We start from the raw sequence: 25,638 nt of genomic DNA on the forward strand, positions 1-25,638 counted from the left end.
TCGGTATTGGGATAAATTCACTAACAGTAAGAAATTTATTTCATTTGGTGAGAATCGCTATTAGGGTTAAGCCTACAATCAACCATGCATCTTTTCTTGGAAATCTTTCAAAGACTTCGTTCAAGTTCTTTATCGTATTTATTATTAATGGGTTGTGCAGTCTCCTTGAAAAATATTTTTAGCATTGGTGGAGCAACTAAAGTTGTCGCAATGACAGCAAGAACAACTGAAGTGAAATATTCGGGCATAAGTAATCCAGCTTGTAAGCCTGTGGAAGCAATGATTAACGCAACTTCCCCTCTAGATATCATCCCAGAGCCAATAGCCCACGAAGAACGATTATTAAATCCTGTTAATCGTGCTCCCAACGCACCACCTATTAACTTAGTAACAATAGCGACTAATGTTAGCACAATCACAAAAGCAATCTGTTGTCCTATTCCTTCAAAGGATACGTTTAACCCAATGCTCACAAAAAATACAGGTACAAAAATGGTATATGCAATAGGTTCAATCTTTGTTTCAACTGTATGCTTAAATGAAGTCTGAGAAATAGCAATACCAGCTGCAAAAGCACCTATAATACCTGCCATCCCCATTAAGTCAGCAAAATACGCAAAGGCAAAACATATCATTAACGCCATTGTTATAACGGCTTCCGTTACTTTAAGATTAGATAATAATATCAAGAATTTTGGAACTACTAACCATCCTACTGCAACGATCACAACAAAAAATATTAGCTTTTTCCCAATAATTAATCCTAATGAAACCTCTTCACCTGTCCCAAGAAAGCTCATCATGATAGCCAAGAGTAAAACAACTAGTACATCATCTACTACTGCTGCTCCTAAAATGGTTGTCCCTTCCCGTGAATTCAGTCGATCCATGTCCTTTAAGACTTGAACAGAAATGCTTACCGATGTTGCACTGAATAATACACCCATAAATAAGGCGGAAATATGATTCAAGCCGAACAGTACTGCTACACCATACCCACCTATAAATGGAAGTATAATTCCAGCTACTGCAACTGAAAAAGCTGATTTCCAATTTTTGCGCAACTGTTCCAAATCAGTTTCTAGCCCTGCAATGAACATAAGTAGTATTACGCCTATCTCTGATACATAATGAATGAAATCATTACTTTCAACCCAACCTAAAACCGCCGGACCTAATATTATTCCTACAATGAGCTTACCTAGAACAGATGGTTGACCTAGTCTTACGGATATATCTCCTGCAATCTTCGTGAAAAAGAGAATCAATACTAAATATAAAATAAACTCCATCTAACTCTTCCCTTCTTTTGTCATTAATTAACTTGAATCAATAAAACACAAAAAGAGCCTGTCATACCAACAGTTGCTTTGCTAAAAAACGCATAGCACACCCTTGGTGACAGGCTCCTCCGAGATCGTGATTTATTAAGTTGAATCAATTATACTGTATAGAACGGCTTATGTGCAACTTCTAATACATTTTTAGCGAGTAGCAATAAAGCCAGGTCTTGGTGTACCTGTAGAATATGGATCTTGAAGTCTATTCTCGACACTATTATAGACATAGAATGCATTGCTTCGTGGGTGCGGGGAAATGTTGCCGCTGGAACCATGCATCAGGTTACAATCAAATAATAGAACGGATCCGGCTTTACCAACTGGCATTTGTATCCCGAATTGATTAACAAGCTTAGTTAAACTCTCTTCATCGGGAACCCCGTATTCCTGTCGTCTGAGAGAGTCTTTATAATGATCATCCGGCGTTTCACCTGTACAGCTGACAAATACACGATGAGAACCAGGAATAACCATTAACGCTCCATTGTATAGCGTATTATCTTCAAGTGCGATGGAACAGCTTAGTGCCCGCATTCGCGGCATTCCATCTTCAGCATGCCAAGTCTCAAAATCCGAGTGCCAATAAAACTCTTTGCCTTTGAAACCTGGCTTGAAATTAATTCTTGATTGATGGATATAGACCTCACTACCTAGAATTTGTTCGATGATAGCTAATAGTCGCGGAGACGCTGCTAACTCCCTGAAACAATCATTATTCTCATGTACCGCGAATATGGACCTCACTTCTTCGCTCTCTGGTTCAAGAATAACTTCGGATTTTTTTGAGCCGTGACTATCAAGTAGTAGTTGCTTCATTTCCACTTGGATTTTTTCCACTTCATCTGCGCCAAAAAAATCCTCTAGGAAAAGATAGCCGTTTTCTTCATAAGAAGCAAGCTCTGCTACACTAATCTCCTTTTGCTGAAGCACCATATTGTGCACGACAGGATCCTTTCGTTCTAATAACCGAGGGGCAGCATACTTGCGTGTAGGATAATCATCCAATCTTTGATCCGTAATCATATTAACAAAACTCCCTTTTTATTAGTTTGTTTGTGAATAATCCGCATATACTCCATCTTCATCATGTACCTCTTGCCCTGTACAAGGAGGATTGAAAATACACACCATTCTCATTTCCGTTGTTCCTCGCAACAAATGCTTCTCATGACCATTAAGCACATACAGCATTCCTTCTCGAATAGGGAATTTTTCCTTCGTGTCAATTAATTCGATTTCCCCTTCTCCCTCAATGCAATAGACAGCTTCGATATGGTGCTTATACCAGATCATTGTCTCAGTACCTGCTTTAATCCGAGTATCATGTAAGGAAAAACCGACACCATCCTCTTTTAACAACAATCTACGACTATTCCATGTTGGGGTATCCACATCATTAGGGGTACCGATGCGTTCCTCCAAATACCTGACGATCATCTACATTCACTCCTCTACAATTGGGCTACTGGTGTCTTTAATTCTGCTGCTACATCATCTATACATTCATTTAATAGTTGGAGTCCTTTATTCAAGCCTTCCAAATCGATCGTAAGTGGAGGCATTAATTTAATAACTTCACTATCAGTTCCCGAAGTTTCCATAATTAGTCCTTGTTGGAAAGCTAACATCGATATTTTTTCGGCAATACCAGGTGCAAAAGCAATTCCTTGCATTAAGCCAATTCCTCTTCGTTCCCCTTCTAATTCTGGGAATCGATGAACAATCTCCTCAAGTGCATGATGTACAATAACAGACTTTTTCTCGATTTCTTCAGTAAAACGATTATTCTCCCAATAATTGAGTGCTTCTGTAGCTGTTATAAAAGCAGCATTATTGCCACGGAACGTTCCATTATGCTCCCCTGGCCCAAACAGATCGAGCTCTGGCTTAATTAACGTAAGTGCCATTGGTAGTCCGTATCCACCAATTGATTTAGACAAGCATATGATGTCTGGTGTCAGATCACTTCGTTCAAAACTGAAGAATGGTCCAGTTCTTCCACAACCCATCTGTACATCGTCGACAATAAGCAGCATTCTATATCTTTTACACAATTCCCCTAATCCGTTTAACCACTCTGTGCTAGCGACATTTATTCCACCTTCTCCTTGAAGGGTTTCAACAATTACTGCTGCAGGAAGAGATATCCCGCTACCACTGTCTCTCAAAAAGTTTTCAATGTAATCTAATGTATTGACATCCTTACCCATGTACCCGTCAAATGGCATTGATATGGCATGGTGTAAAGGGACACCGGCACCACTTCTTTTGAATTTATTGCCTGTAACAGCAAGTGACCCTAAAGTCATACCGTGAAAAGCATTGGTGAAGCTCATAACGGTTTGGCGACCAGTTGCCTTGCGGACAAGCTTCAATGCGCTTTCAACGGCATTCGTTCCAGTAGGTCCAGGAAACATAATCTTATAATCCATTTTTCTAGGCTTGAGAATAACTTCATGGAACTTTGTTAAGAAACTTTCTTTGGCCTCTGTAGCCATATCTAAACTGTGAATAATTCCATCATTCACAAGATAATTAATGAGTTTAGCCTTCATAGTTGGATGATTATGTCCGTAATTCAAGGCTCCTGCCCCTGCAAAGAAATCGATATAAGACTTACCTTCCGAATTCCATAATCGATAACCCGAAGCTTTGTGAAATTTAGTGGGAAAAGAACGACTGTAGCTTCTAACATCCGACTCCAACTGTTTGAAAACCTTTAACTCATCCATTGTATTCATATATATTCATTCTCCTTTGATCGTATTGTTCCAATCTAACGGTCCGATCCGATAGAGATTTTCTTGTTCATGCTGCTGATTGGGGAAACAATTCAATCCGAATCCGTCCGATACCATCATAGTCGTCTTATGTGAAGCAGACCATTTGTCGAATAAACGTTGAGAAGAAAGATTGCTAGGAGCAATGGTTGCTTCAACATAACGGATTTCTGAGCTAGCAGCGACTTTCTCTAATAATCTCATTGCAATGCTTTGTCCTCTGTATTGTTCATCAACGGCTATTTGCCAGATGAAGAGCGTTTCCTTATCCGACGGTAAGCGGAATCCAATAACCATGCCAATTAACTTGTTGTTCTCTGTATCAAATGCAACCTTACAGCTATCCGAGAACCAGTGACTCATAGCTACGTAAAAATACGATGAATTCAAGTCTAGCTTTCTGCTGTCTCTAACCAATTTCCACATGTTCGCACCATCTAAGCTATTAGGCGAACGAATGTCTAAAGTTGTAACGATAGAGGTATTTCTCATTTGGCACCCGCTGCAACTTGATCATTCATGACGATGTCCGTGCGTCCTTTCAGGAATCTAGTCAAAAATGCTTGAAGGCGTGGACTTTGAGGGTCTTCAAATATTTGTTCGGGTGTGCCTTGCTCAACAATGATGCCTCCATCGGTGAAAAGCACACGATCTGCTATATCCTTTGCAAAATCCATTTCATGAGTAATAAGCATCATAGCCATGTTTCCTTCCGCTGCAATTCCTTTAATAACCTCTAGTACTTCTTCCACTAACTCAGGATCAAGTGCTGATGTCACTTCATCGAATAACATAATTTGAGGCTGCATAACTAGTGCTCTTGCTATGGCAACTCTTTGCTTTTGTCCTCCAGACAACTGTACAGGATAATGAAGAATATGATCTTGTAATCCTACACGACTCAACATTTCCAGTGCTTGATGCTCTGCCTTCACTTTAGGTATCTTATGAACTTGAATAAGGCCTTCCATAACATTGCGAAGTATCGTCATATGCGGAAACAAGTTGAAATGTTGAAAGACCATCCCAATACTACTTCGCACTCGATGTAAGTGCTTTTCATTTGCTGAAACCAATTTCCCACGTTTCTCCTCATGCCATAGCATTTCACCATTAACCTCAATCGTGCCAGATGAAGGTTTTTCTAACGTCATTAACAGTCGTGCTATTGTCGTTTTTCCAGAACCACTTGGACCAATAAGAGCTATAACTTCACCAGGCTGAATTTCTAAATCCAATTCTCTAAGAACGGTGTGATCTCCGAATGACTTCGTTATTTTTCGATATCTAACAATCGGTTCAACTTTAGTTGACGGAATATTCTGACTCATTTTGTCAATCCACTCCTTTCCTTTTGTTTCATATGACGCTCCACGCCTCTGACTAGAAGGGAAGAGGGATAACTAAGCGCTAAAAATATGACACCTACAAGCGTAAGAACTTCAAGATATTTCAAGGATTGTGAGCCGAGCTCTTTTGCGGTCATTAGTAGTTCTACCACCGTGATCGCTGACATTGTTGGTGTTTCCTTGAACATGATGATCAGATAATTTCCCATCACTGGAATAGTTGGCGGAATAGATTGAGGAAATACAATTTTAAGCCATGTATCTTTGCGGCTATAATTAAGAGCTTTTGCTGCTTCCCATTGTCCTTTTGGAACTGACTCAATTCCGGATCTATAAACTTCTGCTAAATATGTGCTGTAGTGAATACCCAGTCCAGCAATACCTGCTACAATTGGTGATAACGTTATTCCAAAAGCCTTTGGCAATACGAAAATCAATAAAAATAATTGTATAATAAGTGGTGTGTTTCGAATAAATTCAGTTACTGCACTAACAGGTAATACGATCCATTTTCTTTTGGAACGCTTTGCTAAAGCGATCGGCAACCCAAGCATACAAGCTATAATAAATCCGGCAAAAGTAATTGCTAATGTTATGGGGATGACTTCCAATAGATCTGGTAGAATGGACCATGTGTACTCCCAATCCCACATTATATCCCCCTCCCTACAACAGCTCTGCGTTCAGCCATACGAATTATTAGCGTTAACAGATAAGACGTAATAAAGTAAAAGAAGAGAAGCCAGATAATTATCGCTGGTGTTCGAGACATATCATATGATCGTAGCATCATACCTTGATAGGTTAAATCCATTAATGTAATCAAATATACAAGCGAAGTTCCTTTTAGTAATTCAATTTGAAGATTTCCAAATCCCGGTAGCATCATTGCCCAAGCTTGAGGCAAAATTATTCTTCTCATGCGCTGAAAAGGTGTTAAGTTTAATGCAATTGACGCTTCAATTTGCCCTTTAGGAACAGCGAGAATGGAACTTCTAACTACTTCAGAACCATAAGCACCATAATTGAGTCCTAATGCAACTACAGCTGCACTCATAGCTGACAAGTGAATGTCTAGCAGTACTGGTAAGGCAAAGTACATCCAGAAGAGCTGTACTAGAAGCGATGTCCCTCGAAATATCTCAACATAAACGGTAGCGAGAATTCGTATCACTCGAAAAGGTGATAATCGGGCAAGTCCTGTAATCAAAGCGATGCACAGCGCGACTGCAATACTGTACACCGTTAAGAGAATTGTTATTTTAAATCCCTTGAACAAGGTCGGTAATAAATCGAGTGATAATAAATCCATTACTTTAATAACTCTTCCGTCGTTATGTCACCTGGAAGCTCTTGCTCTGTGAACCCGAATGATTGCAAAATTTCAAGTAATTGTCCTGAATCTTGTAGTTTTTTCAATTCTAAGTTAAAGGCTTCTCTAAAATCGTCATCTTCATGTCTGAAAACAGCTGCTCCATAGCCCCTAACACTTTCTCCATCGATGACGGGCTGTTCGAAGTCCATGACTCTTTCTATCTCATCATCCTTTGCGGACTCCAGCATCGCCTGTAGTGAAGGACCTGTCATGGTGATCGCATCAACACGTCCTGATTGCAACGCAGAAATAGCAGAAGGCTGATCTGGTACCTTTACAATTTGAGAATCCTCGACCCCTACACTTTCAAGATACCCCACTTCAATTGCACCGACCATAACAGCTACTTTTGCATTAGGATTTGCTTTAATATCTTCATAGCTATGCAGGTCCAACGGGTTGCCTGCTAATACTGCAATAGCTTCTCCGATACTATATTCTGGGTTAGCAAAGGCAACCTGTTCAGCGCGTTCTTTTGTAATGAACATTCCTGCAGTGATTAGATCAAATCGATCTGCATTCAAGCCTGGTATAAGTGATCCAAATTCTGTTAGAACACCGTCCATTTCTTCAATACCAAGATTAGATAAGATTGTGCGAGCAATTTCAACTGCTTCCCCTGTTATTGTTCCATCAGGTGTAGAATACGCATAAGGTCTCTCGTTGGCAAATCCAACCGTTATGGACCCCTCTCGTTGAGCTTTGGCTAATGTCGTTTCAGTCTCCTCATTGTTGCCACATCCAATTAGTAACAAGCAAAATAACATCAGGCAAAGTCCAGCGTGAATATACTTTCTCATTTCCTCGTACTCCCTTCGATTTGATTAACACGGTTATAAGCGTAACATAGTTATCCAATTAAGCTCACCCCCGATAATAGACGCTCTCAGCGGCTCACCTGCCCTAAGCAAGGATGAGGAAAGTTGACCTGCCCCTTCCAGCTTTTTCCTGCCAATTCCTCCCTTATGCTACCCTACTGAAAAATCAGATAAATCGCTTCCTATTAAGCAAATGAAAGAAAATAAAAGATAATATTAATTTTTATTAATAAAATGGTGTTAAATGAGGGTATTTTGTCATTTTTCGCCGAGAAACGACAAAAAGATGAGCTGATACTGCTCCGGTTTGTATAGTGGAATTACTACGACATACAACAAGAACATCATAAAAAAAATATGACTATAAATTAATAGACCGGTACAATCACTATATAGTGATTGTGCCGGTCTATTAATTTGAAAAGGTTTTAATTAAGCAGGTGGAATACTTTGAGGATTGTTAAATACATTGTTCGGATCATATTTCGCTTTTACTTTGCGCAATCTAGCATAATTCTTCCCATAATAAACCGGTCCAGCATTTTTAATTCCTTGGTCTGGCACATTAATATAGGAACCTACGATATAGGGTTGAAGTTTTCGACGTGTTTGTCGAACTAATGCTATATTTTTAGCAGCATTCGATTGCTTAGTCCATGAGCTATTCCACTCCACATAAAATTTCGCTTTTCGCCAGTAGAATGCAGTAGCGGTAGGTGATACGCGACTCACTGCACCACCCCAATTGAGGAAGTAGAAACCAGCAGTAGTATTCCCTTCCGCCTTTTCTAAAAACTCACGCATCGCTTTTATAGCCTTTTTAGTAAATGGACGTCGACCAAAACCACTTGAGAACTGATTGCTGAATCTTTGAGTAAGCACTGGATCAGGAGCTAACATAAAATCTAACACTTTGGTATAAGGTAGTAAGCGAACAATCTTTTGTGTAGGGGTTCCGATCTTTATTATAGGCTCTAATAGACGAAGTGCTTCCCTTTTTGACCCAAGGTATAACCCTAACATCGTAACATTGCCGCCAACTTTAGGACCGATGGACAGTTCACTACCTAATTTGTTATTAACGGACGGAGCCCATTTTTGCCAGACTCTGAGTACCTTTTCAAATTGATTCCATGGCCAAGTGATCTGAAATACGGTTGCTTTCTCTGGAGCTCGTCGTACTTTAAACTTGTATTTCGTATAAACGCCAAAGTTACCGCCGCCGCCGCCACGAGATGCCCATAGAAGATCGTTGTTTCTTTTTCTGCTAGCATGAATGACTCTCCCTTTGGCATCAACCATCTCGACTTCTAGTAGATTATCACTAATGAGTCCTGTTGTCCGCTGAACCGGACCAATTCCGCCCCCGAGTGTAATGCCACCGATTCCTACTGAAGGGCTGTCTCCAAAAGGTGCCAAATAGCCTCGTTTGGCTAACGTATAAACGATTTCTCCCACATTATTTCCTGTTTCTACAACAGCTGTTCCATGCTTTTTATTTAATTTTATGCTCTTCATTTTACTTACATCGATGACTAGTCCGCCGTCAACCTGTGAAAGATTGCTTTCCAGAGCATGTCTTCCACTTCTTGGTCGAATAGGAACACTATTTTTTCGTGCCCACCTTATAGCATTTGCTACATCTTTAGTACATTTAGCAAACACAAATACTTTCGGATATCGGTCCGTATGTGGATCCCAGTTTCTACGTGCAGCTTCATAACCGCGTTCTCCTTTAAATATTACTCGACCAGTAAGTCTAAGTTTTGAATTCACACATTCATCTCCTCAAGAGTAAATGACCAATTTGCATATTATTAAAATACACATGTATCACATTCTATGAGGAATGCTTGTATAGAGTATGGGCGTCAAATATATTTGAACTTACATATTTTTTTAATGAAATGGTAAATATAAATTAGTGATGATTTTGAAAAGATTTCACACATAAATCATCACTAATTTTAGATATAGCCTTGAAAGGCGGTCTTATTTAGCATGGATAAAGGAAAAGTTAAACTATGGACAAAGCAATATTTAATTATTATATTATTGTCTTTAGTAATGTTCTCTTCTTTTTATATGATTACAGCAGGTTTCCCAATTTTTGTATCGACCATTAGCGATAATCCTGCGATTGCAGGAATCATGACGACGACCTTAATGTTAGCCTCACTAATTACGCGCTTCTTTGCAAGTGTAATTATCCAAAAAGTTAATATGAAATTACTCCTTATTATTTCCCTCCTTTATTTTTTGGGCACAATCGGACTTACTTTTTTAAACAATTCCGTCGGATTTTTAATATTTATTAGAGCATTACAAGGTATTGGATTTTGTATGCTTACGAATTTAGTCTTTACGATATCAAGTAATATTGTTCCTAAATCTAGGTTAGGTGAAGGCATTGTTTTTTTTGCAATGTCTACAAGCGTTGGGACAACTTTGGGACCACTAATAGCTATTTCTTATCTTACAAAATATTCATTCCGGTCGATGATGATGTTAACACTGAGTCTTATGTTTTTTTCATTTGTGTGTAGTTTTTTTACAAAAAATACGGTTAAAAAAGAAGCAGAAAGACCACAGGAGTCAACTAAAGAACCTTTCTATAAGTACATGTTTGATAAGCGTGTCCTTCTCCCATGTATTTTGGTAGCGTTCAATTATATGGCAATTGCAGGAATTGTTAACTTTATGGGGGCGTTTGGTAAAGAGATCAATGTTGGTGGTAGTATTTCACAGTTTTTCATCGCGCAAGGGATTGCAATGGTATCAATTCGGGCTTTCTCCGGTAAAATTTTTGATAAATTCGGTCACAGAATCCTTATTATTCCAGGTTCTATTGCAGGGGCTGGAGGTTTGTTCTTATTAGGGTTTTCTTCTAGTATGGGGCTGGTTTTGTTATCAGGGGTATTATTCGGAATAGCTTTTGCCATAATCCATCCAATTATCCAAGCTTGGGCATTAACTCTTGTTGAACCCGAGAAAAAAGCAACAGTCAATTCTATGCTTCTTATTTTTATAGATTTTGGTCTGGCCATTGGATCAGTAGGACTTGGATTTTTAGCAAAGAGTGTCGGGTACGGCATGGCTTTTAGTTATTCTTCCGTTTTTATGATTGTTATTTTGTTATTGTATCTAATTGGGAGCAAGAAAAGGGTAACATTTATAGCTAATAAGGAAAAATGATCCTGAATGAACCACCTTTACAATACTACCTCTAAAGTAACAGGATGACCCTATTGCTATAATTTCATTTACGAACGAAGTTGGACACTAAGAGAGTATATGTATGGACGACAAAAAGACGGCACTAATGCCGTCTACATTCGATATGACTAGTTCACCATTTATTTGGTCCTTCATTCATCGTTATTTGAATCGATATCACTCTCTATAGAATTTATCATTGATGTTACTGCTGAGCATGGACTTATAGCAGGATTGCTATTGCTACTAACGCCGTACAACAAGTTATATCGTGTCAAATGCTGGTGGTGGGTTAAATCGTTCATTAATGTGATCTTCTATGTAAATACCTGGAGTCATATTTTAAAAAGACAATTGTGGAATTTGGTGGAATCGCAGTTTGAGTCGGTCGGTTACTATAGAACATTGTCTAAAGGGCGTAATTACGATGGTGATAAAAGGTTTGCTAATGATTTTTGTAGCTTAGTTACCAATGATTGTGGAACTGAATAAGGTTCGCTAGCTTGAGTGAAAGAAGCTATATTATTGCATACCATCTCCACCTTTCAAATATGTACATGACTTTCACTAGCTAGTATAAATTATACTCACCAATTAGTTAAAAGGAATATTTTGTGATTCGGGTTCATTTCGTTTACTTAGTGACCATATAACTACTGGAATAAGAAGCAGTGCAAGTCCACCTCCAGCAAATGAAAGGGTTGCAAAACTTGAGTGTGCTACAACCATACCGGATAGAGCTCCACCTGCTGCCCCAGCTAATGCAATTAACACATCAATAGTTCCCTGAGTTTTGGCACGGGTTGTTGGATCTGTTGCATCTACAATGATTGCGGTACCGCTAATTAAGCCGAAATTCCAACCAATTCCCAGCAATGAAAGAGCAACGATCAGTATCAACATCGAATCTGGAGGAGCCATTGCAGCCACAATACCTGCAAACAATAGAACTACTCCTGAAGCAATTGACATGGTAATACGTCCAATCTTGTCTACTAAAATTCCTGTTATAAGTGAGGGTAAATACATCGAACCTATATGGATGCCGATAACTAGTCCTATGTCTCCTAGACTATGACCATGATGTTTCATATGTATCGGTGTCATTGTCATAATCGCGACCATCACGATTTGCGTCAACACCATTACTGTTGCTCCTACAACCAGTCCTCTGTTGTTATTATGTATTTTTTTATTGTCGAATGCCGGCGCAGGCTGTGCAGTTTTCTTTGCTAGTTCTCTTGCTACAAGCAATGGATCGGGACGTAGAAAAATTAATAAGACCAAACCCGCCAAGATGAATGCCGAAGCAGCTAAAAGAAACGGACCCGTAAGCGCTGGAAAACCAATTTCCGTGGCAAATCGCCCCGTAACTTCAACCGTATTTGGACCAGCAACTGCTCCGAATGTAGTCGATACCATCGCAATACTAATCGCTTTGGCGCGCTGGTTAGGCATTGCCAAATCTGTTCCTGCATATCGCGCTTGCAAGTTCGCTGCCGTTCCTGCTCCATAGATAAGGAGCGAGAAGAACAACAGCATTATACTATTCAATTGCGCTGCGATTACGACACCGATCGCTCCAAGGCCACCGACTAAAAATCCACCGGCAAGCCCGAACCGTCGCCCATGCCGTTGTGAAAGTCGTCCCACTAACAAAGCAGCTATAGCAGAGCCAAACGTAAGCAATGCGGCGGGTAAACCTGCATAGCCATCTGACCCCAACATATCCTGAGCAAGCAATGCACCTACCGTAACCCCGGCAGCTAATCCCGCTCCTCCAAAAATTTGTGAAAGGACAATGATGAATAAGGATCTTTTATATAACTTTCTTTGCATATGTGTGGAATCGACGTAAGTACGATTACTACTATTAGTTCTACGCTGGGGTTCATGCTTCATCGCTTAGAACCACCTTTCTAGTGATTGTTAAGTTCTTTCCTAATAAGTTCTAGATTCATTATAACAGTATTATTATAAGACTATCTTTAATTAATTGTAGAGTAGATACTTTTGTGTTAGTCTTAAAATAAATATGGAATAATATGTTAGGGGGATTTTGGATGATAAAAATAATTAAAACTTTTCGGTTTTGGTTTACGTTAATTTCAGTAATGATTGTTATTAATAATATACTAGGTTGGGATGATAAGAACCTTTTACTCTATATCTCTACACCTCCACTTTGGATTAATGAATGGATTTCTTTTGGTCCTGGCGGAAGAATGACGTTAATAATATTTTATGTTGTTAATCTTTTGACTTGGTTCTTAGTTGGTTCACTACTTGATTTTATACTCAATCGTATTGTTAGGAAATTAAGAAAAAACGACAATTTTCAATCGTGATCTGGTAGTCATCAACCAGTCAGTGTAAGATTGAAATTAATATAGACAATGATGTTACTTCATATATATACTTAACACTAGTGTAAAGCATCTGGACTAGTTCGTGAGCAAAGTTTTGGAGAGATATGATGAATAAGAAGCAGCAACAAACTACTCGAACAAAAAAACGAATATTAGATGCATCTAAAGAGCTATTTATTAAAAAGGGCTATGCAGAGACTTGGATCTGAAAGAAACGTTGTTGATCTACAAACAAGCAGTTGATGTCTTTTTGTATGGTATTGCAAAAGAATAGTTAACCACAATAAATAATCCGCTCTTCGCTATATATGTAAACGTAAAGCCCGACTCCACTAGGAATCGGGCTTTACGTTTACATATCGTTTAAGAATTTGCTCCTGTTAGCTTACTTTTACTTTTTGATCTCGACTGCCTAACGTTAGTATCAAGTAACAGCCAATCAAAGCTAGTATACGCAGAATTAAGTCCGGCTACATAACCCTGGTCTTCACTCGCTAATTTGGACAAGAATGTTCCTGCTGCAGGTCGCAAAAGATCACATGCTGCAAATATAACAATGGTGACTACTAGCAGAACCAGAAGCTCTTGACCAGAATTATGCCGAACATCAAAAAATAGTCCGAAGACTGTTTCAAAGTTCGAAAGTGCAAACCCAAGCACAAGTAATACAATTAGTGCCAAGAAAGATGGTGCTTTCATCGAACTCATCAATTGCTGAGCTATGCTTTGTTTCTAAATAGTAATTCCATTCATTATCCTCCAAGTATCCAATCGAATGCTTTTCTAATCTCATTAATACGGATAGTCAGTAACAACAAGATATCATGATTATAGAACAAACGTTCAGTGTTAATTAACGAAAATAATAAAAGAAAATAGACACACCTCTTAAGGATGTGTCCATTGCTCAACAAGTGGCTAGTTAAACTAAATCGTAATTTGGATAGTAAGTTTTTCTTGCTCATAATGAATAAAGATATCACCTTGATACTTCATCGTTACTCTTCTTATTATACCTAAGCCATTTCCTCTTAACCCATCATTATTCACTTTTGAAGTATATCCATTTTGAAATAGGCTCTTATACTCCTTGCTGGAAAGCAGAGTAGGATTTTCGACAGTGAATATATACTTTTCACCAATCGTCTTACAAATAACGCTTATTATCTTGGGTTCCGTACCAGTATATACTTCAACAGCTTCAATTGCATTATCTAATAGATTGGAGAGGATTTTGACAACATCCATAGATTCAATTCGACTGAAATTACTTTGGTCTACTTTCAATTGAATATGTATATCTTTGGATTGAGCCAGTTCCCATTTGCTTTGCAATATGACCATCAATGCTGGATTTTGAATCCGAAGTGATACATCTAATGCTTTTGAGTCAACAGTAAGCTGTTTTAGATACTCTCCAGCTTTTTCATATTGTTTCAAATAAATCAGTCCATTAAGAACTTGAATATGATTCATGAGATCGTGTCGGCTTGATTTTAGCGTACCTACTATTTTACCTAGCTCGGAGATATACATTTTTTCAGTTTCTTTTTGATCCTGTTGTAATTTGTGTTTATACCATTTATGTAATAGGTACACAGCGATGATCAGTACGATAGCAAATAATATATCAATGAAGAAAGTAATTTTATTATTTATTACTACTTGATGGCTGACTTGCTCTAGCTCCTTGGCGTCTATATCAATGCCAACAACACCTAAAATTTCGCCATGATCGTCATAAAATGGAACACCAACCGAGAAATATGAAGTGTTATGTTCACCATCTAGTATTTTTGTGAAGTACTCCTGCCCGTTCTTGGCTTGTATAATCTGAAATTCAGGAACAGTACATACTGCTCCAATTGGTAATTCAGCTATACCATCTGGAATTGCTGCTATCATCACTTTTGATATATTACTTTCATCTAATAATAAAATGTAAGTAAAGAGTGAATTTATTTTCTTGTGATACAGTTCCAAATACTGTTTTATTTGTACTCGATTTAGATCGTCTTCGTGCGGATTTTCTAAAAACTGTTCATATGCTTTTTTATCTAATTCATCTGCAATATTATTTGCGATTTTAATGTAATGTTTTGCCAAAGTAATTCGCGCTGAATTTTCGGTTGAATAGTATGAAATAAGTAATTTTGAACCTGTCAGAATGCTCAATATAACAATGGAGATAAGCATAAAAATAATAATTCTTTTAGTGGGATACTTTTTTCTAAGTTTCAATGTTCAGTTCCTATTCCGTTGATATATTATGTGTTTGCTATTTTATTATATAGATAGTTGAGAAAAAAATGTATACATAATTTAGGGGAACCGAATAAGATAATATTTTATTAGCTTATTAGAAAATTTATATAGTTGCATGATTATTATAGTTTGAACTCTCTATTGTCATATTTGGTTAAATATGACAATAGAAAATAATTGAAGCAACAAACTTTCTTGTGTGGCTTTATTCAGATTACGGTACAGTTAAGAGTTTTCGTCACATTCGAGGTCAAAACGAGTTGCTAACCAAATTCAAATGCTTCAACAAGGATAATTGTAATTACACGATATTAAAAACACTCCCAAAGTTAGATTTTAGTCTCTAACTTTGAGAGTGCTGCACCTAATGCTTGCAAAAGCATTCTTACTTGCGATTTAACTAAGCCGCTCAAAGGCAAGATATCTGCACCGCCGTCTCCGTATTTCGTGAAAAAGCCTGTGACAGCCTCGGCAGCATGATCTGAGCCAATGACTAGCATGTTTTTTTCTCCTGCAATGGCGTATTGCGTAAGCATTCTAACCCGTGCCTTTATATTACCTTTATGGAAATCTGAAATAGCGTTATCGACACTCTGCTCATAGGTTTCCGCAAGCGCATCTACCCCAGCAGCGATATTGAACGTTACATTTTCCGTTGGTTTGATAAAGGAAAGTACTCTTTGCGCGTCCTCTTCATCCTTTTGTCCCCCATAAGGCAGGCGAACAGCGATAAACTTTTTGTTATAACCACGCTCGTTCATTTGATCTATGGCAAGCTGTGCGAGCTTTCCGGCGAGTGTTGAATCTGCCCCTCCGCTATCTATATAATCTCCTTTATCTGTACAATTGGTGTTTCTTCAAGTAGGCGTACACACTTTCAGGAATAAGATAACGCGCTTCACCGCCTAGCTTAAATTCCTCCCGCACATACGTTGAGCTAATTTCCATAGTTAGTCCCTTATCAACAAGGTGAAAAGTTTGACCATCATTAACCTGACGCAATATTGGCGAGCGACCAATATCAACGAGTAAATCTGCGCCCATGATGAAATAAATGTCATCGTCAGCATATTTCGTTGTAAAGTGACGAAGTGTTTGGTAGGTTGCTATCTCCCAGCCTAGTTGCTGAAATTCGTAATCATCAACTTCAAATTTATCATTTCCCGCTATAGCTAACTGGATCAAAGGAAGAACCATAAATTCCAATCTTCATCTTATCTCTCCTCACGTGCTTGATCTAATGCTCTTTCTATGAGCTGTCGTTTGTTGTTCCAGCAAGCATCGCTTAATGTTACTGGATAGATAGGTGGATTGAGTAAGCGACGATATTCCTCTCAGAAAAGGGCAAGGCTTGCTTTTGCATATTTCCTATTATGGTCTAGAGTAGGAAGCTCATACACTAATTGTCCTTTAACCATTACATCTACCTGCAGCTGAATGGCTTCAAAGTTCTTGATTGTTTTCATCATATGGCTATGCAGTGGATGAACTAATCGGATCTGATCCTGCGGTAAATCTTCATTGTGCAATGTAATATAATCGCCCTCTGCGATGCCTGTTTCCTTATTAATTATTCTCCACATTTGCTTATTACCAGGATTAGAAATCTTATCGGGATTGCTACTAATTTTAATCGTATCGACCATTTGTCCATCGTCTTCAATTTGTACAAGCTTATAAACTGCTCCGAGTGCAGGCTGCGTATAAGCTGTTATAAGCTTAGTACCAATTCCCCACACATCAATACAAGCCCCTTCACGCTTAAGAGATAGAATTGTCACTTCATCTAGATCATTAGACGCGTAAATCTTAGTTTGCTTATAACCTGCGTCATCAAGCATTTTACGTGCTTCTTTAGATAAATATGCTAAGTCTCCACTATCTAAGCGAATACCTACAAAATTGATGTTTTCCTTCATTTCATTGGCTACTTTAATTGCAGTAGGAACACCAGATTTGAGTGTATCGTACGTATCTACTAGGAAAACGCAATCTCGATGCGTCTGAGCATATTTCTTGAACGCAATATATTCATCACGGTACACTTGAACCATTGAATGAGCATGAGTTCCAGCAATTGGAATTCTAAATAGCTTTCCCGCTCTTACATTAGAAGTTGCATCAAAGCCCGCAAGGTAGGCTGCACGAGTTCCCCATATCGCTGCATCCATTTCTTGTGCACGACGTGTACCAAACTCCATTGCAGTTTGATTACCTATTATATTTTTCAAACGACTAGCCTTCGTTGCGATCAATGTTTGATAATTTACAATATTGAGAATGGCTGTTTCGATCAATTGAGCTTCCACCAATGGCGCGTCTATAACCATTAACGGTTCATTGGCAAATACTACTTCACCTTCACGAACACTTCGCAGCTTCCCAGTAAAACGAATCGTTTCCAAAAACGTAAGGAAATCATCTTGATAGCCCTCTTCACGCAAGTATTGAAGATCCGTTTCGCTAAATTTGAAGTCTTGTAAATAGTGAACAACCCGCTCAAGTCCAGCAAAAACTGCATAACCATTGTCAAATGGTAGCTTGCGGAAATACACTTCAAAAATCGCTCGTTTTTGGTGTTCGTTCTCTCTCCAGTACACCTCTGCCATATTAATTTGGTAACGATCAGTGTGAAGTGTTAAGCTATCGTCCTGCATATTGTATCTCATTATAATCGCTCCTTTTGCCCTCGTAACTTGTATTAAATTATCTTTGCGCCTAATGTATGCTCGAAATGTGCTAACGCCCATTCATGACCCACTTGATTAAATGAAGCGACTGCATCCTTCACAATAACGATGCGATAACCAAGATTGTACAGATCTACAGCAGTGTGCAGAATACAAATATCGGTACATACTCCAACTAAGTAAACCTCTTCAATTCCTCTCGCACGAAGCATTATATCGAGAGTTGTTCCTGCAAAGGCACTGTAACGCGTCTTATCTAGCCAATGTACATTGGGTTCGTCTCGACTTTCTTCATATACCTCCTGCAATTGTCCATAGAGCAATCTTCCATTCGTATTCCGCAGGTTATGCGGTGGAAATAATTTCGTTTCAGGGTGGTAAGCATCTCCTTTATCGTGTACGTCGATAGCAAAAATAATGTCTTCACCGTTTTCGATAAATGTCTTCGTTATAGCAAGAACCGCGGCTTCGATGCTTTGACCTGCTTCTCCACAAGTTAAAGTCCCATTTGTAGCAACAAAATCATTCGTATAATCAATATTCAATAACGCTCTTTTCATCGTAAACACCTCTTATTAATATAATTTATAATTATTGAACTGTTAACTATTTAATTTGAAAGAAAGTACCACCTGATTAGCTCATGTGGTAAATCGAATAATTAATAGATACTTCCTTAAAGCGGTACAATTGTGTCTTTCTTTTGGAAGTACGAGTAACTGTTTTGCCCTCTATCGCTTCAATGAACGGAAGCTGCTTCATCTTACGAATAAAGGAAGGATTAGACATAATCACTGGATCGTCCGTTACCGTTGCAAGTACTGCCTGTAATTCAGAATACGTAAATTCTGCCGGTAAAAACTCTTTTGCCGTTGTCGTTTGTAGCAGCTTCTGCGAGATGACAGCAATAGAATCTTGAATTATTTGCTTGTGGTCAAAGGCTAAATCCAACGAAAGAACTTCCTTCACCGAAAACATCCGAACATCGGAAGCATCATCCCCTGCTTTTCGATTCGAAAGCTTATGATGGGGAACAATTGCATAAAATGCATTACTTATAATCCAACCACGTGGATCACGTCCTGGCTTATCATACACACCGAAATGCTCGATATGGAGATCCTTTACACCAGTCTCTTCTTCCAGCTCTCGATGTGCAGCCATATAACTCGTTTCTGACTCATCGATAAATCCTCCTGCGATCGCCCATTTACCTGCTTCGATATTCGGTTTGCCTTCAGAGTTCTGCATACTGCGCTGAATTAGCATCATTTGCAAATCCATAATAGGTGGAGAAAATGGCTTTTGCTCAATTGGAACGATTGTAAATACCGCAATATCTGCTGTATATCCATCAGGCGTGCGATAATCTTTAACACTGTATTGCTCAAGTGCGGCTTTATTTTGCTTGCTGCTCATATCTACCCTCCTAAAACTTTTTGTGTACTTCTCGAAATGCTGCTTGTCATAAAAAGTACCACGAAAGCATACGCTTAAACTTTTTGTGTACTTCTCGAAATGCTGCTTGTCATAAAAAGTAGCATCGAAAGCATACGCATAAACTTATATATTCACAATTAACAAACTGTTAATTAATATCCTTGAACTAATTAAACTATTCTTTTCATCTTTTGTCAACTCTTATTTTACTACCTTGCTGTTTTTTAGCGACGTATTCTGTTTATACAGAATACGTCGCTAAAAAGTCCAAAATCTGGAGCACATTTGACTCCACACTGTTCATATGCGTGTTTATTGTGATTTCTGGATGTACTGGTGTCTCATAGTTATCAGAAATACCAGTAAATGCTGCGATCTCACCTGTTATCGCTTTTTCATATAAGCCTTTTACATCTCTACGTATACATTCCTCCAATGGACAATGTACATATACTTCGATATATGACTCCAGTTCTGCTCGCGCATAGTCTCGCATTTCCAAATAAGGCGCAATCATAGAGATGACCGTCGTAACACCATTGCGGTTCAAGAGATTGCTTATATAGACAGCACGACGAATGTTTTCCAGCCGATCTTCTTTACTGAACCCAAGCTCTCGTCCTATTTCACGTCTAAGCTCATCGCCATCCAAGCATTCGACCTTAACTCCACTTTCCCGAAGAGCAGTTGTCAGTGCTAATGCTGTTGTCGTTTTCCCGGAGTTTGGAAGTCCTGTTAACCATATTGCGGTTCCGCTCAATGCACTCAATATGCTGTTCCCCCTTTACTGAATAAATGCGATTCGTTCAAGTAAGCGATCTCCATAAATAGGCTCTAACTGCAGCTCCTCCATATGAATGTAGCCGATATAACAATCACATTGCTTCATACGGCATGGACTTTCTTGAGAAATTCCTTCTAGCCCATCCCTATACAGGTTTCCAATTACTTGACGATCCTTATAGCAGCGCTTAACACGGCCGTCACCTTGGACATAAAACACATTTTGCCCAGCACGACATGGCTTACCCATACTGTCATAATCTTTAGCATTAAGGACAAAATGGGGGTCCATTTGGGTCAAAAACGCTATTTCCTCGTCAGAATAGTAATTCGGTTTATCTTTGAAAGAGTTCACCCACATATAAATATCTTCAGGTAATGCCTTCCTTAGGGAAGCAATGGAGTTGAACGCACTTTTGACACCGACACAGCCTACACTGAGCGGAATTTTTTGAGCATAGAGCTTGTCGCATTGCTCTAAAAATCGCTCTTCCTTCGTCTGCCCAGGATGGTAGGTTGCCCAGAAGGCAGCCGTCACTGGATTTAAATCACGTGTCCAATCGAGCTTAACGGATAAATTAGTTTGTATAGCTACTTTAATTACATGCGGCATATGGGATAGCTCAACCAAGGCTTCCCTATACCAACGATGCGTAAGTCCTTCACCATAAGGATTAAAAAACACGGACAGCTGGTCCGCCTGATTCTTTACCCAATCGACAAAATTCTGCACCTGTAGCTGATCTTTAGCCAATGTTTCTCGGCTATCCGTGTTCTTACTGAAAGGACAGTACGGGCAGTCGTAATTGCATGAGCTTAAGCTGCCGCGAAAATAGATCGTTGTCTTCATGAGATCACACAGCTTTCCATATGAGCCCTTATCTCTGGAGAAATGAACCAATCTCCAACAGCATCCGAGTACATTAGCCCTTCTTTCGTCAGGCGCAGCACCTCATCTTCGATAACAGCAAGCTCCGTATGCAGCAGTAGATTCAGCTCGGGATAGTCGACGAGAGCTGACGTTGCGAACCTCTCCACATAGCTACCTAGTGACAATCCTTCCGTATGCAGCAACGATTTTAGAATAAAGCGGCGCTGCTGATCGTCCTTACTCAGCACAATGCCGTAATCTGCAAATGTGTAATCCGTTGTAGCTACATAGTCGGCAATGATGCTTGCTGTAGCTGCACGCCCTACGCTGTAGCGCGAGGAATAATGGACGGAGTTAGTATAAGAGCGTGCGCCGCAGCCGAGTCCGATCATGCCTTCATCGTGACAGCCATAAGGAAGCAATGGTTTCTCCGAACCGGCTTCCGCCTTGGCAAATCTACGCATAGAATACTGAGTATACCCATTGGCAAACAAACGTTCCTGCGCAGCACTATAAAGCTTTAGTCTCTGATCCTCGCCACTTTGTCTTATTTGCTCTGGCTTTACAATCGTGTGCTCACGAGTATATAGCGGGTAAATAAATATCTCCTCTGGCTCATAAGAAAGTGCCTTATCTAGCGAATACATCCATGATTCAATAGTTTGACCGGGAAGCCCATAGATCAAATCCAAATTAAGGATCGGAAATTGGTACTGCTTAAGCTGTTTCAGCGCTCTTTCAACTTCCTGCGGTTTTTGCGGACGGAAGATCGCTTCAGCTTCCGCTTCTATGAAGCTTTGAATCCCCATGCTGATCCGATCTACTTGCCTGCTTTTTAAAATATCTAGCCGCTCGGAGTTTATCGTTTCGGGAGAGGTCTCTACTGAGATTGAAGCTTGGACTGGATCCATACCCATTACATTGTGCGCAATTTGAAATAACCGATCAAGCTGAGCAGGTGCAAGTAAAGTCGGCGTTCCACCTCCGATAGCAAATCTAGCAATCGGCTTATTCTGAATGAATGGAGCCCACTGTTGGGCTTGTCTTTCCAAAGCATCGACATATTCGGTATGTACATCAGCTCTCTTGTCAGGCAATGTGAATAAATTACAAAAGCCGCAGCGAGCCCCACAAAATGGGATATGCATATATAAAAAGAATGTGTCTGCCAATTCCTTGCTCCACAGCTCGGAAAGCGGCAGCTTCGTCTCCAATTTTCGATAGGAAGTTTTGTGCGGATATGAGTACAGATAAGATCGGTAAGGATCTGATGCTAGGCTGTCCTTCCAACTACGCATACTATCCGGATTTTGAATGATGTCCAAATAATTACTGTCCACCGTATAACTCATAATCATTTCCTCCTAAACTTTTTTGTTACATCATTGAATACGCCTTACGATAAACAAAAAAGTCACATCGAAAGCATATACTGCATCTTACAAAATAAATTCGCGATAAGGCACATTCCATACGACCTCGTGTGCAAGGCGGTGTCCGTTGTAGCCATCTTCACCGAAGGCGGTGCCATGATCAGAGAACACCATACAAAATACGGGTCTTTCCCGTTCCCTGAAAGCCTCAAACAATCGTCCAAGCTCGCCGTCTACATAGCGAAGTGCCGCACGCTGCGTCTCTACTGAGTCTTTCTTTGCTCCTGGTACGAAATAATGATTCGGTCCATGAATCGCTGAAACATTCATAAACAGAAAGAGGCGTTCAGACTTATCTGCATTTTGCAGTAACTTGAGTGCATGGTTCACTTGATGCTCTGTAGAACGCGGATTCGTCACACCAAAGGTCATTCTCCAATAGCTTTCCTGAAAATAGCTAGGAAGCACTTTTGCCAGCGGAACTTTTTTCGTGAAAAAGATCACTCCGCCAATACAAATTGTACGGTAGCCCTCAGCCTGAAGACCAGAGACTATATCTGTTGTATCAAATTGCCATGTATACGGATGTATCTTGAATCCCGTATTTTTCGAGTGAAATAATCGAACATGCTCTGACTTGTTTGTTGTAGCGGGCGTCGGCAGAAATCCACCAAAGAAAGCATGATGTGCCGCATAAGTGAAGCTACCTGGCGTGTGCCGCAATTCCCAATGTCCGTCACCGCACAAATTCGGGCAGTTTTCTTCCTCCATTACAGCGACATCATAACGCAGCGTATCTAGTGTAATCATGAGAATATCATGTGTTCCGACAATTTCATTCATATTAAACAACATAGTGTTCCCCTTCCATTTAGATAGTCGAAGGGCGTTCGATCATTCTCATCTCCCATTCATAGGGGGTATATCCTTCATAATGACTATCATATAGTAAATCTCCGAATGGGTTAACATCCAATATATAAGGGCGATAGGAGCCGCTGCTCAATAATACATCTATGCCGGCAACGGTAGAACGCGGAAAGACCGATAACGTTTGTTCGGCACATTGTTGCACGGCAGCTTGAAGCTTGTCAGATAAGCCAATCTCCTTCATGCTCAAGCGGTCGCTATCAAGATGCAGATTCGTTATGGGTGTTCTGCTTGCTCTAGCAATGCTGTGACAAGCCTTGCCTGCTACGACTAGCTGACGAATATCGAATGTACGATTCTCATAAGATGCTTTCGGAATCCATTGCTCCACATGAGCGCCATGTCCTAATAACCAGTTGATGATTTGGCGTATAGTACGGTGTTCTTTGTAGTTCACTAGCTTTTTTACGTTATAAAATAATGGAGGTCTGTTTTGATAGTTCTCCACACCTATTGTAGTTACAGCCGATTCTGCTCCTGTAACGGGGTTGACTTGATACGCAATGACACCGCATGCGCCAGAACCTGCTGCTAGCTTAATAAATAGGCGGTATGTTCGCTCACTAGCCATAGCTTCACGGAGCGTTTCATAATCTGGAATGGTCTCCGGTGTTGCTAATCTTCTAGCCACTGGCAATCCAGCTGCTGATAAAAGCTCGTGTGTATACCTTTTATCGAACATAGCCGCTATATCCTCAGGAGCATTCATCCATCGTGGTGTATTCCATAGTTGAATGGCCTCCCGGTCCAGTTGCGATAACAGTCTGCAATATCCGCGAAACCACTGGGAAGGATGATACAGCTTACCGTTGACTTCCTTCATGCTTCGGGCCATCTTTGCCGAAATAGGCGGAGCGGTGTTGTTATACTTAAGCCATCGCTCGTCTATATGAGTGCTTGCCGCATCAGCTGCGCCAAGTGCAATCAGCTCGCGTTCTACTTCAAAAACCTCCCCTGGTGCATCGATCCGTAGCAAGGGCGGTTCATTCATTGCTTGCCCCAGGCTTTGGACAATCGAACTTAAGGAAGCTCTTCCCAGCAGCACATCGAGATAATTCAAAACAAGGGCTGGGGACAACCCCAGCCTAGCTCTTGCCGCTTGCAGTCCTGCTGTTCTTCTGTTACCGGAATTGCCAATAATAATCATCGATTTCATCGTTATTCCGTCAAGGAAGGATAGCGATAATCGTCGTCATCATCAGAATCCTGCCGATCGCCGATATCTACCTTCAAGCCTGACTGCTTCCAACGATTCATCATTTCATCCGACATAAAATGATAGTTTAAATCAAGCAGTTCCAGTTTCTTTATCTTCTCACTTTGAATAAGTGCTTCAGCTCCCTCATCCGTCAACGTTCCCAAAGAAAGATCCAATGTATGTAATTGATCAACAATCGGTGCATTAGCTACAGCAATAGCAATTTCATCTTGAATTTCACTATCTTTTAGACCAAGATAGGTAAGCTTAGGGAATTTTCCAGGCTCGATCAGCGGAAGAATATCTTCGAGGCTGCCATCAAATCCGTAATCCTCAACTCCTAAATAAAGCTCCAGCTTTTTCAGGTTTTTAAAACTGCCCTCGCTAATACTAGTAATGACGTCTTTTCCAAGTCCGCCGCAAATAATAGTAAGCTCCTTCAGCTTGTCATGATGAGCTGGATCAAGACTAAGCTCTGTGCTTCCTTTAATCGTCAATGATCTAAGCTCGGGATAAGCAGAAAGAATCGGTCCCAGGTTGGATTGATTAATCCAAGAGACTTCACATTCTTCAAAGGACATATCGCCAATATACAAGCTGCAAAGTTGCGGAAAACGGTCTTTCAAGCGAACAAGAGCTTCAACAATTTCACTTGAATCATTCTCGTATGCGCCACCCCAGTCACCGATGATAAGGCTATCAAGCTGTAAGCTCTCATCCTTGCCGGCAAGCTCCTCGATTAAATCTACTATTTTGATTCCATTCTCGTATTGATCATAATCGACAGATAGTTTACATTCGGACATAAAAATACCTCCCAAAAACTTTTTTATTGCTTCCT

The 25,638-nt window shown here is 39.8% G+C and carries 25 protein-coding genes and 2 pseudogenes; 3 read left to right on the top strand and 24 right to left on the bottom strand.

All coding sequences use genetic code 11. The annotated features are described in order from the left end of the window. Nucleotides 1-107: 107 nt before the first annotated feature. The 10 genes from AC1TPB_RS11990 to AC1TPB_RS12035 all read right to left on the bottom strand — a co-directional run bounded on the left by AC1TPB_RS11990 (nt 108) and on the right by AC1TPB_RS12035 (nt 9,438). Complete coding sequence (locus AC1TPB_RS11990) at nt 108-1,292, bottom strand: cation:proton antiporter (protein ID WP_482076699.1); 1,185 nt, start codon at nt 1,290-1,292, stop codon at nt 108-110. A 192-nt stretch (nt 1,293-1,484) separates the two neighbouring features. After that, on the bottom strand, nt 1,485-2,363 hold the full coding sequence (gene thpD, locus AC1TPB_RS11995; RefSeq protein WP_482076700.1) for an ectoine hydroxylase: 879 nt from the start codon (nt 2,361-2,363) through the stop codon (nt 1,485-1,487). A 21-nt stretch (nt 2,364-2,384) separates the two neighbouring features. Continuing rightward, a complete protein-coding gene (locus AC1TPB_RS12000) occupies nt 2,385-2,777 on the bottom strand; it encodes an ectoine synthase (RefSeq protein WP_482076701.1) in 393 nt (130 codons plus the stop codon). Nucleotides 2,778-2,791: 14 nt separating this feature from the next. Further along, on the bottom strand, nt 2,792-4,081 hold the full coding sequence (gene ectB / locus AC1TPB_RS12005) for a diaminobutyrate--2-oxoglutarate transaminase (protein ID WP_482076702.1): 1,290 nt from the start codon (nt 4,079-4,081) through the stop codon (nt 2,792-2,794). 6 nt (nt 4,082-4,087) lie between these two features. Further along, nucleotides 4,088-4,612: a diaminobutyrate acetyltransferase gene (ectA, locus tag AC1TPB_RS12010; RefSeq protein ID WP_482076703.1), complete on the bottom strand. Its 525-nt coding sequence runs from the start codon at nt 4,610-4,612 to the stop codon at nt 4,088-4,090. Beyond that, on the bottom strand, nt 4,609-5,451 hold the full coding sequence (gene ehuA, locus AC1TPB_RS12015; RefSeq protein ID WP_482076704.1) for an ectoine/hydroxyectoine ABC transporter ATP-binding protein EhuA: 843 nt from the start codon (nt 5,449-5,451) through the stop codon (nt 4,609-4,611). The genes ectA and ehuA overlap by 4 nt, the downstream gene beginning before the upstream one ends. Then, on the bottom strand, nt 5,448-6,122 hold the full coding sequence (ehuD, locus tag AC1TPB_RS12020) for an ectoine/hydroxyectoine ABC transporter permease subunit EhuD (RefSeq protein ID WP_482076705.1): 675 nt from the start codon (nt 6,120-6,122) through the stop codon (nt 5,448-5,450). The genes ehuA and ehuD overlap by 4 nt, the downstream gene beginning before the upstream one ends. Beyond that, the gene (gene ehuC / locus AC1TPB_RS12025; RefSeq protein ID WP_482076706.1) at nt 6,122-6,781 is read right to left on the bottom strand and encodes an ectoine/hydroxyectoine ABC transporter permease subunit EhuC; all 660 of its coding nucleotides are present in this window, start codon (nt 6,779-6,781) and stop codon (nt 6,122-6,124) included. The genes ehuD and ehuC overlap by 1 nt, the downstream gene beginning before the upstream one ends. Next, the gene (gene ehuB / locus AC1TPB_RS12030) at nt 6,781-7,644 is read right to left on the bottom strand and encodes an ectoine/hydroxyectoine ABC transporter substrate-binding protein EhuB (protein ID WP_482076707.1); all 864 of its coding nucleotides are present in this window, start codon (nt 7,642-7,644) and stop codon (nt 6,781-6,783) included. Before ehuB ends, ehuC begins: the two co-directional genes overlap by 1 nt. A 450-nt stretch (nt 7,645-8,094) precedes the next feature. Further along, nucleotides 8,095-9,438 (bottom strand): FAD-binding oxidoreductase, encoded by a 1,344-nt coding sequence (locus tag AC1TPB_RS12035; protein ID WP_482076708.1) that lies wholly within the window; start codon nt 9,436-9,438, stop codon nt 8,095-8,097. Nucleotides 9,439-9,663: 225 nt separating this feature from the next. Between AC1TPB_RS12035 and AC1TPB_RS12040 the strand changes: the two genes are divergently transcribed. Next, nucleotides 9,664-10,857 (top strand): MFS transporter, encoded by a 1,194-nt coding sequence (locus tag AC1TPB_RS12040; protein ID WP_482076709.1) that lies wholly within the window; start codon nt 9,664-9,666, stop codon nt 10,855-10,857. Between the two features lie 165 nt (nt 10,858-11,022). Next, nucleotides 11,023-11,370, top strand: coding sequence for a hypothetical protein (locus AC1TPB_RS12045; RefSeq protein WP_482076710.1), 348 nt, complete (start codon nt 11,023-11,025; stop codon nt 11,368-11,370). A 102-nt stretch (nt 11,371-11,472) separates the two neighbouring features. On the opposite strand, the gene AC1TPB_RS12050 is transcribed toward AC1TPB_RS12045, so the two are convergent. Further along, nucleotides 11,473-12,780, bottom strand: coding sequence for an MFS transporter (locus AC1TPB_RS12050; RefSeq protein WP_482076711.1), 1,308 nt, complete (start codon nt 12,778-12,780; stop codon nt 11,473-11,475). Nucleotides 12,781-12,941: 161 nt separating this feature from the next. On the opposite strand from AC1TPB_RS12050, the gene AC1TPB_RS12055 reads away from it, so the two are divergent. Further along, nucleotides 12,942-13,226, top strand: coding sequence for a hypothetical protein (locus AC1TPB_RS12055; RefSeq protein ID WP_482076712.1), 285 nt, complete (start codon nt 12,942-12,944; stop codon nt 13,224-13,226). Between the two features lie 384 nt (nt 13,227-13,610). Here the strand turns inward: AC1TPB_RS12055 and AC1TPB_RS12060 are convergent, their stop codons facing one another. The 13 genes and pseudogenes from AC1TPB_RS12060 to AC1TPB_RS12120 all read right to left on the bottom strand — a co-directional run bounded on the left by AC1TPB_RS12060 (nt 13,611) and on the right by AC1TPB_RS12120 (nt 25,603). Beyond that, nucleotides 13,611-13,955 (bottom strand): hypothetical protein, encoded by a 345-nt coding sequence (locus tag AC1TPB_RS12060; protein ID WP_482076713.1) that lies wholly within the window; start codon nt 13,953-13,955, stop codon nt 13,611-13,613. A gap of 219 nt (nt 13,956-14,174) precedes the next feature. After that, a complete protein-coding gene (locus tag AC1TPB_RS12065) occupies nt 14,175-15,488 on the bottom strand; it encodes a Spo0B domain-containing protein (RefSeq protein WP_482076714.1) in 1,314 nt (437 codons plus the stop codon). A gap of 383 nt (nt 15,489-15,871) precedes the next feature. Then, nucleotides 15,872-16,330: pseudogene (gene nadE / locus AC1TPB_RS12070) on the bottom strand (NAD(+) synthase); the annotation flags it as partial. 16 nt (nt 16,331-16,346) lie between these two features. Further along, entirely contained in the window at nt 16,347-16,718 is a 372-nt protein-coding gene (locus AC1TPB_RS12075; RefSeq protein ID WP_482076715.1) for a nicotinate-nicotinamide nucleotide adenylyltransferase, read from the bottom strand. Between the two features lie 8 nt (nt 16,719-16,726). Further along, a pseudogene (locus tag AC1TPB_RS12080) lies at nt 16,727-18,181 on the bottom strand (nicotinate phosphoribosyltransferase). 32 nt (nt 18,182-18,213) lie between these two features. Next, nucleotides 18,214-18,762, bottom strand: a complete 549-nt coding sequence (locus AC1TPB_RS12085; RefSeq protein WP_482076716.1) for a cysteine hydrolase family protein — start codon at nt 18,760-18,762, stop codon at nt 18,214-18,216. 76 nt (nt 18,763-18,838) lie between these two features. Further along, nucleotides 18,839-19,621, bottom strand: coding sequence for an NUDIX hydrolase (locus tag AC1TPB_RS12090; protein WP_482076717.1), 783 nt, complete (start codon nt 19,619-19,621; stop codon nt 18,839-18,841). A gap of 262 nt (nt 19,622-19,883) precedes the next feature. After that, nucleotides 19,884-20,411 carry an adenylyl-sulfate kinase gene (cysC, locus tag AC1TPB_RS12095; RefSeq protein ID WP_482076718.1) on the bottom strand — a complete coding sequence of 176 codons (528 nt, stop codon included), beginning with the start codon at nt 20,409-20,411 and terminating at the stop codon, nt 19,884-19,886. Between the two features lie 15 nt (nt 20,412-20,426). Beyond that, nucleotides 20,427-21,275, bottom strand: a complete 849-nt coding sequence (locus AC1TPB_RS12100; protein WP_482076719.1) for an STM4011 family radical SAM protein — start codon at nt 21,273-21,275, stop codon at nt 20,427-20,429. Further along, nucleotides 21,272-22,648: an STM4012 family radical SAM protein gene (locus tag AC1TPB_RS12105; RefSeq protein ID WP_482076720.1), complete on the bottom strand. Its 1,377-nt coding sequence runs from the start codon at nt 22,646-22,648 to the stop codon at nt 21,272-21,274. The genes AC1TPB_RS12100 and AC1TPB_RS12105 overlap by 4 nt, the downstream gene beginning before the upstream one ends. Before the next feature lie 87 nt (nt 22,649-22,735). Then, nucleotides 22,736-23,521: an STM4013/SEN3800 family hydrolase gene (locus tag AC1TPB_RS12110; RefSeq protein WP_482076892.1), complete on the bottom strand. Its 786-nt coding sequence runs from the start codon at nt 23,519-23,521 to the stop codon at nt 22,736-22,738. A gap of 19 nt (nt 23,522-23,540) precedes the next feature. Next, nucleotides 23,541-24,755: an STM4014 family protein gene (locus AC1TPB_RS12115; protein ID WP_482076721.1), complete on the bottom strand. Its 1,215-nt coding sequence runs from the start codon at nt 24,753-24,755 to the stop codon at nt 23,541-23,543. A gap of 2 nt (nt 24,756-24,757) precedes the next feature. Then, nucleotides 24,758-25,603 (bottom strand): STM4015 family protein, encoded by an 846-nt coding sequence (locus AC1TPB_RS12120; protein WP_482076722.1) that lies wholly within the window; start codon nt 25,601-25,603, stop codon nt 24,758-24,760. Nucleotides 25,604-25,638 lie beyond the last annotated feature (35 nt).

It is taken from the genome of Paenibacillus sp. Y951 (assembly GCF_056786395.1).